This is a genomic window from Psychromonas ossibalaenae ATCC BAA-1528 (assembly GCF_000381745.1).
GTDB classification, from domain to species: domain Bacteria; phylum Pseudomonadota; class Gammaproteobacteria; order Enterobacterales; family Psychromonadaceae; genus Psychromonas; species Psychromonas ossibalaenae.
This window is the reverse complement of sequence record NZ_KB906970.1, coordinates 58,420-75,210: the sequence shown is the minus strand read 5'-3', so window position 1 is coordinate 75,210 and position 16,791 is coordinate 58,420. Positions and strand designations below refer to the sequence as shown.

General features: G+C 43.4%; 14 protein-coding genes. 5 read left to right on the top strand and 9 right to left on the bottom strand.

Features of this window, described 5'->3' with window-relative positions; translation table 11 throughout:
• Positions 1-3 precede the first annotated feature (3 nt).
• From G327_RS0103280 to G327_RS0103245, 8 genes are all read right to left on the bottom strand, one after another.
• On the bottom strand, positions 4-984 hold the full coding sequence (locus tag G327_RS0103280; RefSeq protein ID WP_019613335.1) for a type VI secretion system baseplate subunit TssG: 981 nt from the start codon (positions 982-984) through the stop codon (positions 4-6).
• Positions 966-2,747: a type VI secretion system baseplate subunit TssF gene (gene tssF, locus G327_RS0103275; RefSeq protein WP_019613334.1), complete on the bottom strand. Its 1,782-nt coding sequence runs from the start codon at positions 2,745-2,747 to the stop codon at positions 966-968. The genes G327_RS0103280 and tssF overlap by 19 nt, the downstream gene beginning before the upstream one ends.
• Complete coding sequence (gene tssE, locus G327_RS0103270) at positions 2,740-3,162, bottom strand: type VI secretion system baseplate subunit TssE (RefSeq protein WP_019613333.1); 423 nt, start codon at positions 3,160-3,162, stop codon at positions 2,740-2,742. Before tssE ends, tssF begins: the two co-directional genes overlap by 8 nt.
• Complete coding sequence (locus G327_RS0103265) at positions 3,162-4,532, bottom strand: type VI secretion system contractile sheath domain-containing protein (RefSeq protein WP_019613332.1); 1,371 nt, start codon at positions 4,530-4,532, stop codon at positions 3,162-3,164. The genes tssE and G327_RS0103265 overlap by 1 nt, the downstream gene beginning before the upstream one ends.
• A 203-nt stretch (positions 4,533-4,735) precedes the next feature.
• On the bottom strand, positions 4,736-6,217 hold the full coding sequence (tssC, locus tag G327_RS0103260; RefSeq protein WP_019613331.1) for a type VI secretion system contractile sheath large subunit: 1,482 nt from the start codon (positions 6,215-6,217) through the stop codon (positions 4,736-4,738).
• Positions 6,217-6,726: a type VI secretion system contractile sheath small subunit gene (gene tssB, locus G327_RS0103255; RefSeq protein WP_019613330.1), complete on the bottom strand. Its 510-nt coding sequence runs from the start codon at positions 6,724-6,726 to the stop codon at positions 6,217-6,219. Before tssB ends, tssC begins: the two co-directional genes overlap by 1 nt.
• Before the next feature lie 81 nt (positions 6,727-6,807).
• A complete protein-coding gene (locus G327_RS0103250; protein WP_019613329.1) occupies positions 6,808-7,326 on the bottom strand; it encodes an Hcp family type VI secretion system effector in 519 nt (172 codons plus the stop codon).
• A 43-nt stretch (positions 7,327-7,369) separates the two neighbouring features.
• Positions 7,370-8,728 carry a type VI secretion system protein TssA gene (locus G327_RS0103245; RefSeq protein WP_019613328.1) on the bottom strand — a complete coding sequence of 453 codons (1,359 nt, stop codon included), beginning with the start codon at positions 8,726-8,728 and terminating at the stop codon, positions 7,370-7,372.
• A gap of 930 nt (positions 8,729-9,658) precedes the next feature.
• On the opposite strand from G327_RS0103245, the gene G327_RS0103240 reads away from it, so the two are divergent.
• From G327_RS0103240 to G327_RS0103230, 3 genes are read left to right on the top strand one after another with little or no spacing between them, the layout of a single operon-like run.
• Positions 9,659-11,665, top strand: coding sequence for a type VI secretion system Vgr family protein (locus G327_RS0103240; RefSeq protein WP_019613327.1), 2,007 nt, complete (start codon positions 9,659-9,661; stop codon positions 11,663-11,665).
• Positions 11,665-12,234 carry a DUF6931 family protein gene (locus G327_RS0103235; RefSeq protein WP_019613326.1) on the top strand — a complete coding sequence of 190 codons (570 nt, stop codon included), beginning with the start codon at positions 11,665-11,667 and terminating at the stop codon, positions 12,232-12,234. Before G327_RS0103240 ends, G327_RS0103235 begins: the two co-directional genes overlap by 1 nt.
• Positions 12,235-12,236: 2 nt before the next feature.
• On the top strand, positions 12,237-12,533 hold the full coding sequence (locus G327_RS0103230; protein ID WP_019613325.1) for a PAAR domain-containing protein: 297 nt from the start codon (positions 12,237-12,239) through the stop codon (positions 12,531-12,533).
• A 106-nt stretch (positions 12,534-12,639) separates the two neighbouring features.
• On the opposite strand, the gene uvrB is transcribed toward G327_RS0103230, so the two are convergent.
• The gene (gene uvrB / locus G327_RS0103225) at positions 12,640-14,652 is read right to left on the bottom strand and encodes an excinuclease ABC subunit UvrB (protein ID WP_026339162.1); all 2,013 of its coding nucleotides are present in this window, start codon (positions 14,650-14,652) and stop codon (positions 12,640-12,642) included.
• Between the two features lie 904 nt (positions 14,653-15,556).
• Here uvrB and G327_RS0103220 point away from each other — a divergent pair.
• Together G327_RS0103220 and G327_RS0103215 are read left to right on the top strand one after the other, a co-directional pair.
• On the top strand, positions 15,557-16,150 hold the full coding sequence (locus G327_RS0103220; RefSeq protein ID WP_019613323.1) for a YajG family lipoprotein: 594 nt from the start codon (positions 15,557-15,559) through the stop codon (positions 16,148-16,150).
• An 80-nt stretch (positions 16,151-16,230) separates the two neighbouring features.
• Entirely contained in the window at positions 16,231-16,791 is a 561-nt protein-coding gene (locus G327_RS0103215; RefSeq protein ID WP_019613322.1) for a peptidylprolyl isomerase, read from the top strand.

Genomic DNA, 16,791 nt, shown 5'->3' with positions numbered 1-16,791 from the left:
TCCCTATTTTTTTAACGGCATTACCACATATTCTGAGCTTATCTGCCGCGGCGCAAGCCAGGTAGACTGAGCCAGACGAATGCTGGTTTCACTGTTTGTGGTGAGTTGTAATCCAGGCAGGTATTTACCTGCCACCTTGATTTTTAATTTGAGCTTAATATCGACGCCCATATAATGGCGGATTAACGAATCAAGCGCATTGAACAGCTGCTTATCGTTTCTAATTTGATTAAACTGTCTGTAATTATTCGGTTTAACCATGACATCCAGACGCTGAAAAGCGGTTACTGCACTTTTCCCCACTAAAGCGTCGAATCCTAACTGATTATTTTGTCCGTTTTTACCTAGTTTCGTGAGGCTGCAGGGCAGCAGCGGCAGATAATCAACATCGCCGTACTGTACTTCAAAGTCATACTCAAAATAATCCGCCAGAAGCTCCTGCAACGCATTCGGACAAGACAGTTTTAACCCCAGCAGTCCGGAATACTGAATCAGATGCGCGGAAGGCAGGCTGTGGTTATTGCCCAGACCACCGTATAAATTAGCTAACATAGTCGTTAATGACTGATCCTGAGACTTCCAGCTAAAATGCTCTTCTTCCGCCTGCGCTGATAAATTATTTTTTAATTCGCTTTGACAGTGCAGCCGGTAATAGCGGCTGTTAAAACCATTGAAAAAATCAACCAGTGCATAATTACCCTGCTCAAAAAGCTCCTTTAATGACTCACTGTAATTATACCGGGGCATCACCCCCTGACTGCCGGATAAGGCCGGCATATCACAGGTAAACTTCCATTTACCGGCACTCGGGTGCTCTACTTCTGTGATATCAGCCTGCTGATAAGCAGGCAGTAAATTTGCTGAAAATGATATCTCCGGTCTTTGCCCAAGGCTGGTCGCGTCATGTTTAACCAGCTGCACAGCACAATGCAGTTCAAATGAACTTGGATCATTAACCAGTTGGTTTAGAGCATATTTCTGCACCCAGACCTCCTTGGAAAGACCTTATATTCACCTTCAGTACCGGTCGTTAAAATAACCACCTGAGTAAAACTGTTAAACCCGGCAAAATAAGCAAAAAAACGATCCAGCAGGCGCGCTAACAACTCCACGCCCCCGCCTAACTCTTTACTGTTAATGGTAATGCTCAGACGCGTTCCAGAAGCAAAGCAGCTTTTTCCTGAAATACGTACAGGTGCAACGACCTGTTCCTGCTCAAGTCCCCGGATAGCGTTTATATAAGCGTTGTTCTGCGCACTGTCGTTATGATTGTATAAAGTGAGCATCGCTTTTAATGCTGACACCGGATCATCCGAGCCCAGTAAAGCATGATAATTAAAATGCAGATGGGCCAGCAGCGGCCAGGCATTCTGCTCCGAAGCTTTAATTCGCACCTGACTGGTCGGACGGCGTAATAACTGTAAATCAGCCGGCAGTGAAATTGAATCACGGCAGCTGACTTCGCTGGAAACTGATAACTGACCTGCTAATACACCATTGGAGCAGGTCGCCGAAATCAGCCAGGTACGGACATCACTAGCGGCACTGCTGTGACCCAGGTCAGCAACACGCAGGCTGCTTTGCAAATAGGTGTCTGCCTGCCAGTCCTGCAGCAGCTGCCAGCGAAGTCCGATTTCCGCACCACGGTATTTCTCACCATACAATGGAGGCACAATACGACTCTGCTCCTCAGTAACATCCGTCACCTGCTCAACGGCAAATAGCTGCAGCTGCTGGCGGCCGCCTGCATCAAGTACTATCGGATATTTCGGCTGCCCGAAATTGATCGATAACGGCTCAGTAGTTAAGGTATGTAAATTAACAATCGGCGTACAAAAAAGATGGAAATTGTCGGCTCCCAGACTGCGCGACAAATCAACGGCCATCTCATCAAGAAAAATATGGATCTTGATTGTATTAGTCTGCGCATAAGCTAATGACTGCCCAAAATCTAACAAAACAGACTGAAAACGTTCTGGAAACATAAAAAATTCAGTGAGTAATTTAAAACCGCCGAAACTACGTGCGCTGTAGGGAAGAACCTGATCCTGGCCGTCAAAACCAACCGGGCTTAATGCATCAGGCCCTAATTCAAGGCGCTGCTCACCATACTGCAGGCAAACCTGTTTTATACCTGAAAAGAGATGATCATAAAGTCTTAAAACCGACTGCGTTTCTCCGCGAATAAACAGTTCCAGAGAAGACAAATCGAGATCTGCAAATAAAATACTCGGATCCGTTGTCTGCAGCTCCATCTCCAGCAATGCAGTCGCCTGCTCTGCGCCTTTAGGTTTGTCAACATCAAAGGGAGCCGTTGCCACCTGTACAGAGCTCAGATTAACAGGATATAAGGCCACATCCTGACAGGTGCGAAAAACAGTATCTGCAGCCTCGCTGTCAGAAATCCCTAAATGCGTGCCCTGAGGAATAAAGTGTTTTGCACTGACATCCTCTGACGGGTTCATTTTTAAAATACTGTATGACGGTATCGGGCGTAGATAATGCGGAAATAACAGGCGCAGCAAGCTGTCCGTCAGCTGTGGAAATGAATCATCGAGCTTCTGCTGCAGACGGGCATTCAACAGTGCAACACTGTCAATCAAACGCGATATCTGCGGATCATCAATACTGTCATCGCTAATGCCCAGTGATTTAGCCGAGCCGGGATGGCGGCGGCAGAAATCCCCGGCTTCCTGGCGAATAAAAGCCAGTTCTTGTTCAAAATAGCTTAATAATGATTCAGACAATATTGGTTTTCCTTACGTCTAAGCTGCTGGTCGTAAAATCAAGGCTGGAGTCAAAAACAACCAGCTCCTCACCAAATTTACTGCTGATAATACCCTCAATGCGAAACTTCAGTTTATTACTGTCAGCCGTACTTTCATCCAGTTCAACCAGCACCTCTTTTAAGCGGGGTTCAAAGCGGATAATTAAATTTTTAACATCAAGCAGGATCCGGTCGGCGCTGCTTTTACCCTGACTTAGCTGCTGGTTAGCCATACCAAATGCACTGATAGAATTATCTGCCAGCGGGCTTAACTGCATGTTCTGCCAGACCGGGGCCCGAGCCGACAGCAGGGCAGAAAGATTATCGATTATCGCATCTCGCACGCTGTCTATATCACCGTTCCACTGCTCTTTAAGTTTAGCCAGCAGGCTCATTATGCTTCTCCCAGTTCACTTGCAGAAACATCACTGCTTAGGGTGATATGCGTATCTAACATCTCATATTGATACTGCGGCTGCAGTTTGATGCGGCAGTGGTAACGCGTCGCATCATTACGGTCTTCAATAAAGGCTACTTCAGCATGTTTAAGGGGATAACGCGCCATAATCGTTTCATCACCATAATCAACATTACTGATATAATTCTGCAGCCATTTATCCAGATCCCGCTGACAGCTGGCGGCACTGTCAAAGCTGCCCACCCGGTCACGCATCTGCGCTTTAATATAATGTCCAAACCGACAGGCCATTAAATTGGTCTGCAGCATTGCACTGGTTTTCGCAGCCTCATTGACTGGTTTCCACACCGACTGGTTACTGAATAAACCAAGCTGACCACTTAGATAAATACTCGATACGGGTACAAATCCCTGCTCAGCCCAGAAACCGTCACTTTCGCAGAAAATATCGATACGCGCCCGCAGGGGTGAGCAGACGTTGTCTTTTACATCGATCAGCGCACCGTATGAGCCGCTTGTATCATGTGCTCTTAAGAAACCAAACCAGCTGATCCGGTCAAACTCGCGGATCACATTAGCAGCCAGCAGATAAGCCGGGTTGCCCCACAGGACACTCTGGTTAGTGTTTTTTTCATTAAAAACAAAGCCGGCAGGATAATTACGGCGCGCCTGGCGAATACGATATTCAGGTAATACCAGATGTAAAAAACGACTGGCACTATGACTGCGCAGCAGCTGCCAGCTCTGCAGATCTAAACTGTTTAAGATTCGTTTGATACGTGTATGGTCATGCATCAGCCTTGCCGGGTCATCACCAAAAAAATCATTATCAACACCAAGCACTGCCGGACATAATGAACGCTCGCCTAATTCAGCCAGCAGCTGCAGTGTGTATAGATCATCAAAGTCAGCATCTGCATCTAAGTCGGACTGAATATGATGATCCACAACCAGCAGCCCGAAAGGCTGACCACCAGCAGTATCTAGTTCGTTTGCATAGGTTTTTTTAAATAATGCACTGCGGTTAACTTCAAATGACTGATTAAGATCGGTTGACAGCATCTTCCAGCTGAAATCAAGAAGTTTAACTTTAATTCGCCGCTGAGAAACCGGCAGCTGCACTAAACTGTGCACTCCAGACCAGCTGGCTTCAAGTTTCTTAAATTCAGGAGCTTCAATAACAGCAGACAGCTGCTCACTCATCAGCTGATCCAGCTGGGTAATAATGCGGCAGAGTTGAACTTTAAAACGTGAAACATCCTGCTCCTGTGCGTGCTCTAACAGCATTCGCCACTGCCCTGAATCGGTTAAGACATTAGCGAATGATGTTGGATTGTTTACTGCCATAGATTATACCAATCTGAATAAGTCTTTGCTCATTTATGCGGGTTAAAATCAACTCTATCTTAGTTATTAATTTCGCAATTAGAACAACTGGTTACATCAACTAACGCCTTGCTAGTAGCGATTTTTCCTGCGCCTAAAACTGACCCTTTAATTAATCAGTTTGCTATGACTCCACTCGGGGGCCGAAGCCCCCGAGACTAAAATCAAGCTGGAATATTGGCGACCATACGCAATGAGGTCGTTAATTCTTCCATTTGTAACCACGGACGAAGATGTGCGATTGCAGAGTAGCTGCCTGGACGACCGGCCTGTTCAACCACACTTACACGCGCTTCAACAAGCGGATACTGTGCTTTTGCTTCATTACCGATAGCATTCGGATTAACATACTGCTGGATCCAGTCAGTCAGTTCTTTCTCAATATTGCCTGCATCAATATTAGAGCCGACACGATCACGCCCCATCACTTTCAAATACTGTGCAATACGGCTGCTGGCCATAGTGTACGGCAGACGCGCAGAGATAGCCGCATTTGAAGTAGCATCAGGATCCGTATAAGTTTTTGGTTTATGAGTCGTCTGTGCCCCCATAAATACCGCGTAATTACTGTTTTTGTAATGCACTAGAGGAAGGAAACCAAGATCACTCAGCTCTTTTTCTCGTTCATCGGTGAAGTTAACTTCGGTTGGACACTGCTGCTGTAAATCGCCGCCCGGAGAGTCATAGGTAAAGTTAGCAAGATTTTCAACTTTACCGCCGTTATCTGTACCACGGATAGCAGTACACCAGCCGTACTTAGTATAAGCCTGGGTTAATAATAAACCGAATTCATAAGCAGCATTGCTCCATACAAAATCATCTTGTGACTCAGGAACCGCTTTACCGTTAGCGTCTAAGGCCAGCTCTTCAAAATCGAAAGAACGTACAGGCACAGTGCCTTTACCGTATGGAAGACGGGCAATCGTTTTAGGCATGGTTAACGCCACATAACGGGAGTCATCACTGGCACGAAATGCATTCCAGCTGGCGTAAGCAGGAGAGTCAAAACCAGCTGCAACAGGTTTACCCTCATAGAAAGTTTCAAAAGACTTAAAGTCAAACATACTGGCGCTTGCCGCTGCAATAAACGGGGAGTGTGAAGCAGCCGCGACTTCTCCCATATAACGAAGCAGTGCAACATCCTCATCACCATAACCGAATTCATAATCCCCCAGCAGCGCACCGTAAGGCTGGCCGCCTGCAGTACCAAATTCCTGCTGATAAATCATGTTGAAGAAACGGCTGCGGTCAATAGCAGGTGCATCTTCAAACTGCTCAAGCAGCTCATCTTTAGTGTAATCTGCCAGTTTAATCTTCAGATCTGCACCCAGTTCACTGTTTTTAACCAGTTTCTGCAGGCCTAACCAGGTACCTTCCAGCTTTTGGAAATCCGGGTTCTTCATTGTCGCTGATAACTGCGATGAGATTTTTACATCCAGCGCCGCAATCGCTTTTTCAATGGTCAGCGTTAAATTTTTATCCCAGGTCACGGTACCGTCAAGTGCCTGTGACGTAAGAGATGATAATAATTCTTTAGTGGTATCAACAGGAGTCTGAGTGGTAGCAGTAATCGCACGTTCAAGAAAACTTACTTCACCTTCAGCAGCTTCAGCCTGCTGAGCCGTTTTTTGTTGTTCAGTTGACATTATTCAGTCTCCTCTTTCTGCACACCTAGTTCGCCGGCAAGATGCTCAATAGCATCCGCACTCTGCAGTAATTCTTTAAGCAGTTTTTCCAGATCACGAGAGCGATCCGCTTTGCTTAATAACACTTTCAACTGATTACGTGTTTCAACCAGCTGCTTTAAAGGTTCAATATTCTCAACTAGATTTTCAGGCTGAAAATCTTTCATTGATTTGAAATTAAGATTCACTTCAAACTGACTGTTATCATCCGCGAGTTTATTATCAACTTTATAGGATAAGCTCGGGTTAATCTGCCCCATTACTGAATCAAAGTTATCTTTGTCGACCCCGGTAAATTCACGCTCTTCCAGATCCACTTTTTCACTTTCTGGTTTATGACCAGAGAAATCACCAATTACGCCCACGACAAAAGGCAGTTCTTTGGTTTCTGTTGCACCATTTGTTTCTACGTCATACGTTATGCTAACGCGGTTTTTGCTAACACGTTTGTGTTGTGAGTTGACAGCCATACTTCCCTACCTTTTTTGAGCTATAATTTAGAACCTGACAAACAATTGTTATGCGCTGCCGGAGCAGCGCAGGCCTGCAGGTTATTTAGAACCTGAAAGCATCTTACCTAGCGGTACGTTATAAGATACAAGACCGCCTTTTTCCATTTTACCGCCGTCGTCTTCATGCCAGTGCAGCTGGTCTAACTGGATGTAAGACATTGAAATGCTTTCAAAAGGCTGAGAACCGTCAGAACCGCTAACGTTGTAAGAAACCACACGCGCTTTTTCTAACTTCACTTGAAAGTAAATATCGCTGCCTGAACCATCACGAGAAGGTTTAGTGAAAACAATCTCTACATTTTTACCTTCCAGACCCGGGCTAAACAGGAAAGAAAGCAGATCTTCCGATGCACCGTCTGTTTCTTTAGTGATATTAACTTCACTCATAGCCACCATGCCTGAGTCGGCATTTGTGCCGTTACCAATATCCATCGCAACTGAACGCACTGCGCCCCAGCTGTACGAACTTAATGCAAACCAGCCGTCGCCGGGTAATCCTTCAACCGTTGCGCCACCGGTCACTTTAACGCCTTCGATCCGCATGTAAATACTAGCCATAATAACTTTCCTCTTTATTATATTTAATTAATCACAACAGCAGCTACCACAGTGATTCACTGCTTGATTTCTGCTGTGTGTCTGGTGGAGCCTGGTTATCCGTTTTTTCTGTTTCAGGAACAGCAAAAACAGGTTTGTTATCTGCCGGCAGCTGTCGCGCCTGTGCAGGTAGAACGCGTGCAGCACCTATGTTGTTATTATCATTGGGCAGCGCAGTTTGTCCTTGTTCATCTAATCCCGTTAAATTAAATACGCGATCTATAGTATCTTGTTGATTTGAAAGCAGCTCTGTCATCAACTCCGGCAGCGGCATATAGCCCCAGCGGATTGACTTGTCTAACAGGTACGCCACCGGACTATGTGGTTCCGTCTGTCTGAAGTAATCAGCAATTTCACGCAGCTGCTGAAATGCCTGATCTCGATTAAACTCCTGCTGCTGGGCCAGCGAAGCAAAAGAGGTGCCCGCAGGAGTCGATTGAGGATTTTCCATCGCGGCATTCTCCACATTACAAATATTTTCAGCACTATTTTCTACCTTCTCAGCGCTGTCCGGCACATCCTGCACAGGTGTATTTATGAGCGGGGCTACCGATGCGGGTTTTAATCCTGATATAAATTCGACGGCCCGGAGCATCTTATCAATGATGCTGATTACAAATTTAAACCCGGGCGGTGATAGTAAATACTGCTGACAAACTGCTATAACCTGCTTTTCTATCGCGCCAATACTGTTTTTTAATTTATCGAGGTTATCTATTAATTCAACAACCGAGGCACGGTCTGCAAGTGCCGCCGCACGATAACGACTGCGGATATCAGCCAGAGTGCCTTTATGCTCTTCGCTTTGATAGCGGGAAAAATCCAAATCAGCAATCAAAGGAGTCATCAATAGCGGAGAATACAATAATCCGCTGTCTTCACTTTCACCCAGCAGCTGCACGAATGCTTTCACTTTAAAGCTATTGATTTCACTTTGTATTTCACTTTCATCAGTAGATTTGATTTTATTAGCAGGTAGTATCGGCTGCAGAGAATCCCAATGAGATCCGACCAGCTCCTCAAGCCATAAACTGGTCTGCAGCGCACCGCTCAAGCTAGGGTCAATAACTACCTGAGCCGCCATCATCCAGCCGCCTAGTTCGATATCTCGCGATGAATTAGCAAATACATCCGTTAAGCTGCCCGACAGCACATTCCAGTTGTTTTTATTATCTTCTAGTATCGCATCCAGTTCATCAGCCTCAGGGTTCTGATTGAGCTTTCGCAGCGATGTCTGCGCTAAATTAAATTCATTACGAAGCGGCCTGAAGGACTGCCGTTCAGATTTTAAATACACACCGCAAAAATTATTTTCTGCCAAAGGCGATAACAGAGTCTGGCGCTGACTTTCAGTAAATATCATCGTATCCATCATTATATTTGATTAAAAGTTGTCAAGTGAAAGTGAGAATAGTAAATCGAACATTAAAAAAGACAATGTTTCTTATTATGTATATTGTCCGTCTAACACGCCTTATTTTGTCACCTCAAAATATATATATTACAAACACTAACAGTTAACCAAAGAACTAAACAAGCATTTTTTCATCACAAAAACACATGAAACGCAGGGGGTTAAAGCGCATCAAAAAAATTACTGCCGTCAATAGAGACTTGAACTAGACTAAACAATAGGCAAATAGAAACGAATTTTCATACAACTGTCAATGCACCTAGGTTTCACAGCACACAATGATCTACAGTAGCCGGCTTTATCAAAGCCTCAGTTAAAACACTTAACGCTTATTATACGTAACCCATACCCAATCTACCATAACTTAACGCTTTAATCGTCTCATAAGACACTGATACTAGGACACTGCAGGCAATCCGCTTAGTTATATTTTTAATTATTCACTGATTATTTTTTAAATAAACATCCTGGATCACACTGCGTAAACTGATCCCGCCATAACCCTATTTTTCTTTTTGATTTTTGATCAAAAGCTCATATTGTAAGGAAGTGACTTACAAATTAACAAATATTCACTATCGCGTTCGCCAGGATAAATTTAAAATCACAGCAATCTGATTAGCGATTGGTATTTCACCAAAAAAAACAAGTCAACAACAATAAACAAATTCACAAAAAAAACAGTTCTCTCCTTTACATATGAGTAATAAATTAAGATCAGATATTCTGTGATAACATTTAAGTCCGGCGGCAGATAAAACAAAGCGTAAAGTGCATTTATTTGGTGGTGGATAATTTAAAAACAAACCTGTATTTAAATATATATTTTGCTTTAAACAAGCTGCCGGGATATCCAGTATAACGATAAGAGAATCGAATATGTCAGTGACCAGTTACAATGAAAATAACCGCCCTGTTCAGGCAAAGCTGGATGGCAAAGGCCCGTTTATAGTTACGCAGTTAACGGTAAAAGAACAAATCTCAGGCAGGTCTGATTTTAGCGCCGTTTTTTTCTGTAAAGAAAAAATATCCGAGAAAGTGCTGGGTAAAGTACTTGATATCCAATACTTACCAGGTATCGAAGCAGACAGAAACAAAGCGCGAAGTTTTTTAGCCTTAATCTCATCACTGGAAAATATTGAATTTAATATGTCCAAACAGCTTTATATGTACCGGGTCGAAGGGATCGACCCGCTGTCTATTTTTGCCTACCGCACCACCAGCCGCACCTTTCAGGACATGACCACAAAACAGATAATAGAAAAGGTTCTGTCTGATTCCGGCCTTAAAAGTTATTTCAAAGTATCACCTCGCAGTGCTGGAATAAAACATAGTTACTGTATTCAATTTAATGAAAACGATTTAAATTTCATTAAGCGTTTAATGGCCTCTGAAGGCTGGCACTACCACTGTAACCATCAAGGGACTCAACCTGTTGTTACCATCGCTGACAGCAATCAGGATTTTGCTAAGGCTGACAATGATAAGGTTCCTTTTATTATTGAAGCTAAAGCGAAAACTTTTTCGATCACTCACTGGAACTATCGAGAACAGTTAGGTATCAGTAAATTACTGCTGGCCGATCACAGTGAAGAATTAGCTGAGTGCTTAAACAGCGGCGAAAGAAACACCACTTCCTCAGTGAAAAACAGCGCATTAAGTGAATACTTTTTCGGGCAGGGTAACAGCGATAAAAGCACTATTCGTGATGCGGGGAAACGACAGATGGAAAGCCAAGACTGCCGCAAAACAACCATTAACGCCCGTTCTTCAGTTCCATCATTAGGTGCGGGTTTATGTTTTACTCTAAGCGAACATATACAGTCCGAATATAACCAGGAATATCTGATAACCCAGGCAGAGCATTACTTTAACGGCAATGATACGGGTACTAATATTGAATATACAAACAGCTTTCAATGTATACCTGCAGACACACCATGGCGGCCGCCTTTCATTAATAAACCCGTCATAACTAATATTCAAAGTGCGGAGGTCACCGGACCTAGCGGAGAAGAGGTCAATCAGGATAAATCAGGGCGTATAAAAGTACATTTTCACTGGGATAAGGACGGCCAGAAGGATGAAAACAGTTCCTGCTGGATCCCGGTAGCACAGCCGACCGCCGGCAACGGATTCGGCGTGCAGTTTATTCCGCGTATTGGCGATGAAGTACTGATTAGCTTTATTGACGGGGATCCCGACCGTCCGATTGTCTCCGGCTCCATTTATAATGAAAAAAACAAACCGCCCTACAGCAGTGCAACACAAAGCGGTATAAAAACACGCAGCACGCCTAACGGTAACAGTGACACCGCTAACGAACTGCGCTTTGAAGATAAAAAAGATAAAGAAGAGCTGTTTCTGCAGGCAGAAAAGGATATGACGATTAATGTAAAAAATGACTTAAAACAGACCATTAAAGGATTGTCTGATTTTGATGTTGAAAAAACAATAAGCTGGAAGAGTAAAGAAGCAATGAGCCTAAGCAGTGAAGATACACTCAGTGCCGACGCCAAAAAAGATCTCTCCTTAAAGTCAGACGCAGGGATCAGCGGCAGTGCTTCTAAAAATGTACAGCTCAGTGCAGGCTCAAGCGTAGAGATTGACGGGCAAAGTATCGAACTTTCAGGAAAAACAAAAATTAAACTATGCGTCGGCAGTTCATCTATTGAACTAAGTCAAAGCGGCATAAAAATTTCCGGTGCACAGATTTCTGTCGCAGGACAGGCAAAAGCGGAAATAAAAGCGGCTATGATTGATATTACCAGCCAGGCAAAAACCAGTGTTAAAGGCGCAATAGTCGAAGTAAACGGGAGTGCTATGACACAGGTCAAAGCCGGTGCAATGGTACAAATTAAGGGCGCAATCGCGATGGTAAATTGATGAGTTATTTAAAAATCCCCCACCACAGCGCGGCTGACATTCTCAGCCTCTATGAAGCAAGCGATGAATTCATCGAACTGGCACAGCAGCACAGTGATCCGGCATCCCTAATTGACTGCGCTGTCGAGCAGCAGTTATTTAGTGATGTGGTGATATTTATTGCTCATGCACTGCCGGTTAGAGAAGCAGTCTGGTGGGCATGCTGCTGTGCAGCCCGCAGAAAAGACTGGAATGAAGATGAAGCCAATGCAGTGCGAGCGGCTAAAGCCTGGGTTCACGCTCCTGACGAAACATCGCGGCGCCTGGCTGAACAGATGGCGGCCAAAGCTGAATTACAATCGGGCGCAGGCTGGACCGCACAAGCCGCATTCTGGAGCGGCGGCAGTATGATAGCAGTTGGTGAGCCGGTTATTCCACCGCCGGAATATTTGTATTCTCACGCGGTTGCCGGCGCAGTTAATTTATCAGCCGTGATGCCTGACGGGCTGGAAGCACAAGCACGTTATGAAAGCTACTTAAAAATCGGCCTGAACATCGCACAGGGCGGTAACGGCCAGACAGGAGAATAACCATGCTGCCAGCAGCCAGAGCAACCGATATGCACGTATGTCCGATGCAGACCCCGGCAGTTGTCCCTATTCCGCATGTCGGCGGGCCGTTACTGCCGTTACCTTCAACCGTATTGATAGGTAATATGCCGGCCGCCACATTAGGACAGATGTGCGTCTGTGTCGGGCCGCCGGATTCAGTTATAAAAGGCAGCGCAACGGTATTAATTACCAGTAAACCGGCAGCCAGAATGGGGGATACAACTGCACATGGCGGCACAATTATACTCGGCATGCCGACTGTGTTAATCGGCGGTTAAACTGCAGATTCCATGATAAAAGGCAGCGCAACAGTATTAATTACCAGTAAACCGGCCTATTGTTCTAATTCATTTAGAACAATAGGCCGGTTATAAAAAACATACACTATCCCATTGTCACCAGCATCTCATGCAGTTTCGCCACTTCATCTCTTATCTGAGCGGCTTTCTCAAACTCTAAATCTTTAGCATAAGCAAACATCTGCTTTTCTTTTTCAGCTATCTGTTTAAGAATATCCTGCTCACTGCTTATCTGATAATCAGCCCGAGATTCAGAAACATTATCTTGTTTAGTTTTACCTTTTTTAAGATTACGCTGTCCGAGCTGCATTACATCACTAACTTGTTTTGTTAATCCCTGCGGAATAATGCCGTTAGCCTGATTAAACTCATCCTGCAGCGCTCGTCTGTCTTCCGTTACTTTTATCGCTTTGTGCATAGATCCGGTAATACGGTCGGCATATAGAATCGCTTTACCTTTTAAATTACGCGCCGCCCTGCCCATGGTTTGAATCAGCGAACGTTCGGAGCGTAAAAAACCCTCTTTATCTGCATCTAATATTGCCACTAAAGAGACCTCGGGAATATCCAGCCCTTCCCGCAGTAAGTTAATGCCTATCAATACATCAAAAATCCCCAGACGCAGGTCACGAATAATCTCCACACGTTCAACCGTATCAACATCAGAATGCAGATAACGCACTTTTATACCATGCTCATGCAGATATTCAGTGAGATCCTCTGCCATACGTTTAGTTAATGTAGTTACCAGAACCCGTTCTTTTAGGGGAATACGCAGATTAATTTCAGAGAGCAGATCATCAACCTGGGTATTCACCGGACGCACTTCAATTTCCGGATCCAGCAGACCGGTCGGACGAATAACCTGACGCACGATATCACCCTGTGATTTATCTACCTCATAATCACTGGGCGTCGCGGAAACATAAATAGTCTGCGGGGCAAGTGCTTCAAACTCTGCAAATTTAAGCGGACGGTTATCTAAGGCAGAAGGCAGACGGAATCCGTAATTAACCAGATTTTCCTTACGCGAGCGGTCCCCTTTATACATAGCACCAATCTGTGGCACCGTCACATGACTTTCATCGATAATTAATAAACCGTCTTTGGGCAGATAATCAAACAACGTCGGCGGTGCATCCCCATGACTTCTTCCGGACAGATAACGGGAGTAGTTTTCAATACCCGAGCAGTACCCAAGCTCATTCATCATCTCAATATCATATAAGGTGCGTTGTGAAATCCGCTGTTCTTCAACTAATTTATTCTGCGCTAAAAATTCTTTTTTACGTTCGTTTAACTCCTCTTTTATACCGTCAACTGCTTTAAGAATCTGCTCTCGAGGTGTAACGTAATGGGTTTTAGGATAAATGGTGACACGGACAAGTTTATCTAACTGCTGTCCGGTAAGCGGATCAAAGACGGTGATATTTTCAACTTCATCATCAAACAGTTCAATACGAAAAGCTTCTTTTTCGGAATCAGCGGGAAAAATGTCAATCACTTCGCCGCGTACCCGGAAAGTACCGCGGCTTAACTCAGTTTCATTACGGTTATATTGTAAATCTACCAGGCGCTGCAGGATTTCACGGCTGGAAATGATCTCCCCGACACTCAGGTGAAGCATCATCTCTAAATAAGCAGTCGGATCGCCTAAGCCGTAGATAGCAGAAACAGATGCAACCAGCACCACATCTTTGCGCTCTAACAAAGCTTTAGTTGCCGATAAACGCATCTGTTCAATATGAGCATTAACAGCAGCATCTTTCTCAATAAAAGAGTCTGAGCTTGGTACATAGGCCTCAGGCTGATAATAATCGTAATAAGAAACAAAATACTCAACTGCATTATCCGGAAAAAACTCTTTCATCTCACCATAAAGCTGCGCCGCTAAGGTTTTATTCGGTGCAAGGATTAATGTAGGACGATTCAGCTGCGCAATAGTATTCGCCAGAGTAAATGTTTTACCCGATCCAGTTACCCCGAGCAGGGTTTGAAATGCCAGGCCCGACTCAAGACCTTCAACTAACTGCTCAATAGCCTGAGGCTGATCACCTGCAGGTGAAAATGACGATGATAACTGAAACTGTTTTTCCATAATAACCTCAAGTTTAGAAACTCTGCGCAGCAGACAGCTTAACATATCATAAGCTCAGGTAATTGTGCGCTTATAAACATATACAGCGCTCATTAACAGCGCCTCAAGCCATAGTCATAGAGGAAAACGCCTTAAAAGCCCGCGTTAGCTGCAATTTATATTAGAAAGCCTCTTTTTTACTAATTATATACAAACAATCAGCCTCTATATACGATTTTAAATTTACGATCTTGTCCTTCGACCTAAGCTATATTCACTTTTTTTATATGCAATAGTGATAAACAACCTTTATCTGAGGTTTAGAAATCCAACAATAAAAACTCCGCTATTTAATTAATTGTCAATTAATTTTTCCAAATTAATCTAAAAATAATTCACAGAAAATTATTGACTTTCAAACAAATAAATATTGCATAAAAAACATCAAACAAAAAATATTTACACTCTATTGACATTCTTAACTAGCTGTATTTTAAAGGGTTTATATTTTGTTTGTTTTTACCGCAAGGTAAAGCAAAGCAAGTAATAACGGGGGGTTCAGGCACTTTTACGAAAAGCTCCCACAGAGTTATCCACAGAAAAAGTGGATAACCCCGGTAAAGCTAGAAACCATCAGCGCTGCAGTCCGACAATATGCTTTTGGTCAGGATCTTCTTTAAAGCTTGAATATTATAAGCCGGTCATATTTTATACAAAAACACAAAATACTCATAAATAATAACAACGACTATCAGGCTGCGAAAATTAATCAAAAGCAGATAAGAATTAACCTTAAAGGTACCTTTATGTAACAACTAACATAAGCGCTGTTCAAAAAGCCTGCTCTTTATGCAGTAAAAAAACAGACAAATCAAATCGATTTGATATGATCTTTATACTTTAATTTACTATAGGAATTACTATTATGCCTAACTCATGGTTCAAACCTGTCCGCCTGCTGACAGTTATACTAAGCAGTGCTTTATTGTTCTCCTGCAGCAGCACTCCCACAAGCACACAGCTGCAGCCTCAACTATCCAGCATCGATAACAATAAAAGCCTTGAGAGCAGTATAAACTGGTCTGTAACAAGTCAGGATCGCCGCATTGCACATTATTTAATTGAAATAAGCTCAGGAGATGATGCGGCAGTTCTTATCAATGAATCGGCAGGCAGCAGACTGATTATTGAACAGGCGCTAAGCAGACAATGGTCAAAACAGGGTTTAACACTGCTGTCATCCAGCCCGTATCAGATAGATATTCAGGTAATTAAACTACTGTCACAGGTAAAACAGTCAACGCTTAGCCACGAAATTGATTCAAATATCGTTATAAAAGTGCAGTTAAACTCTGAAACGAAAACCTTCAGTAAAACCTTTAAGACTAAATATTCTGCACAGGCGCCGTTTCAGGCTGATATCGATGATCTAAGTGAACAATTAAATACTCAGTTATCACAACTATTGAATGAAATAGTTCAGGATGCTGAACTTAAGAGTAAACTGCTGCAACTTTAAAATAACTTTATATTCAGGTAGATTGAAAATGCAGCAATCCGTATTTTCAATCTACCTGGTATATATCAAGGAATTAACTAATGAAACATTTTATATCTGTATTATTACTTTTAATCAGCAGCTCTGTATTCAGTGCAGCTAATCCCGTTGTTGAAATGGATACCTCAGAAGGTAAAATAATTATTGAGCTCTTCCCGGAGCAGTCACCTGTAACTGTTGCTAATTTTTTAGCTTATGTTGAAAGTGACGGTTTTAAAAAAACCACTTTTCATCGGGTTATTAATAACTTCATGATCCAGGGCGGCGGTTTTAAAGAATCGGGACAAAGAGTAGACGCTTTGGCTCCTATTAAAAACGAATCCTTAAACGGTTTAAGTAATAAGCGCGGTACAATTGCAATGGCAAGAACCGGTGAGCCGCATTCAGCCACAAGACAATTTTTTATTAACCATAAAGATAACGGTTTTTTAGATGCCAGCGGCGGTCAGTATGGCTATGCCGTTTTTGGTAAAGTGAGCTTAGGTATGGATGTTGTAGATAAAATTGCAGTCGTTGATACAGGTGTTGCAGATAAGCCGCACCGTGCGGTTCTCATCAACAGCGTAAGTATAATTAACAAAGAGACGAATAAGACCAAATAA

Excerpts from the sequence above, each read along its gene's own strand:
- tssE (WP_019613333.1), bottom strand. The coding sequence starts at position 3,162 with ATGAGCCTGCTGGCTAAACTTAAAGAGCAGTGGAACGGTGATATAGAC.
- G327_RS0103265 (WP_019613332.1), bottom strand. The coding sequence starts at position 4,532 with ATGGCAGTAAACAATCCAACATCATTCGCTAATGTCTTAACCGATTCA.
- tssC (WP_019613331.1), bottom strand. The coding sequence starts at position 6,217 with ATGTCAACTGAACAACAAAAAACGGCTCAGCAGGCTGAAGCTGCTGAA.
- tssB (WP_019613330.1), bottom strand. The coding sequence starts at position 6,726 with ATGGCTGTCAACTCACAACACAAACGTGTTAGCAAAAACCGCGTTAGC.
- G327_RS0103250 (WP_019613329.1), bottom strand. The coding sequence starts at position 7,326 with ATGGCTAGTATTTACATGCGGATCGAAGGCGTTAAAGTGACCGGTGGC.
- G327_RS0103245 (WP_019613328.1), bottom strand. The coding sequence starts at position 8,728 with ATGATATTTACTGAAAGTCAGCGCCAGACTCTGTTATCGCCTTTGGCA.
- G327_RS0103240 (WP_019613327.1), top strand. The coding sequence starts at position 9,659 with ATGTCAGTGACCAGTTACAATGAAAATAACCGCCCTGTTCAGGCAAAG.
- G327_RS0103235 (WP_019613326.1), top strand. The coding sequence starts at position 11,665 with ATGAGTTATTTAAAAATCCCCCACCACAGCGCGGCTGACATTCTCAGC.
- G327_RS0103230 (WP_019613325.1), top strand. The coding sequence starts at position 12,237 with ATGCTGCCAGCAGCCAGAGCAACCGATATGCACGTATGTCCGATGCAG.
- uvrB (WP_026339162.1), bottom strand. The coding sequence starts at position 14,652 with ATGGAAAAACAGTTTCAGTTATCATCGTCATTTTCACCTGCAGGTGAT.
- G327_RS0103220 (WP_019613323.1), top strand. The coding sequence starts at position 15,557 with ATGCCTAACTCATGGTTCAAACCTGTCCGCCTGCTGACAGTTATACTA.
- G327_RS0103215 (WP_019613322.1), top strand. The coding sequence starts at position 16,231 with ATGAAACATTTTATATCTGTATTATTACTTTTAATCAGCAGCTCTGTA.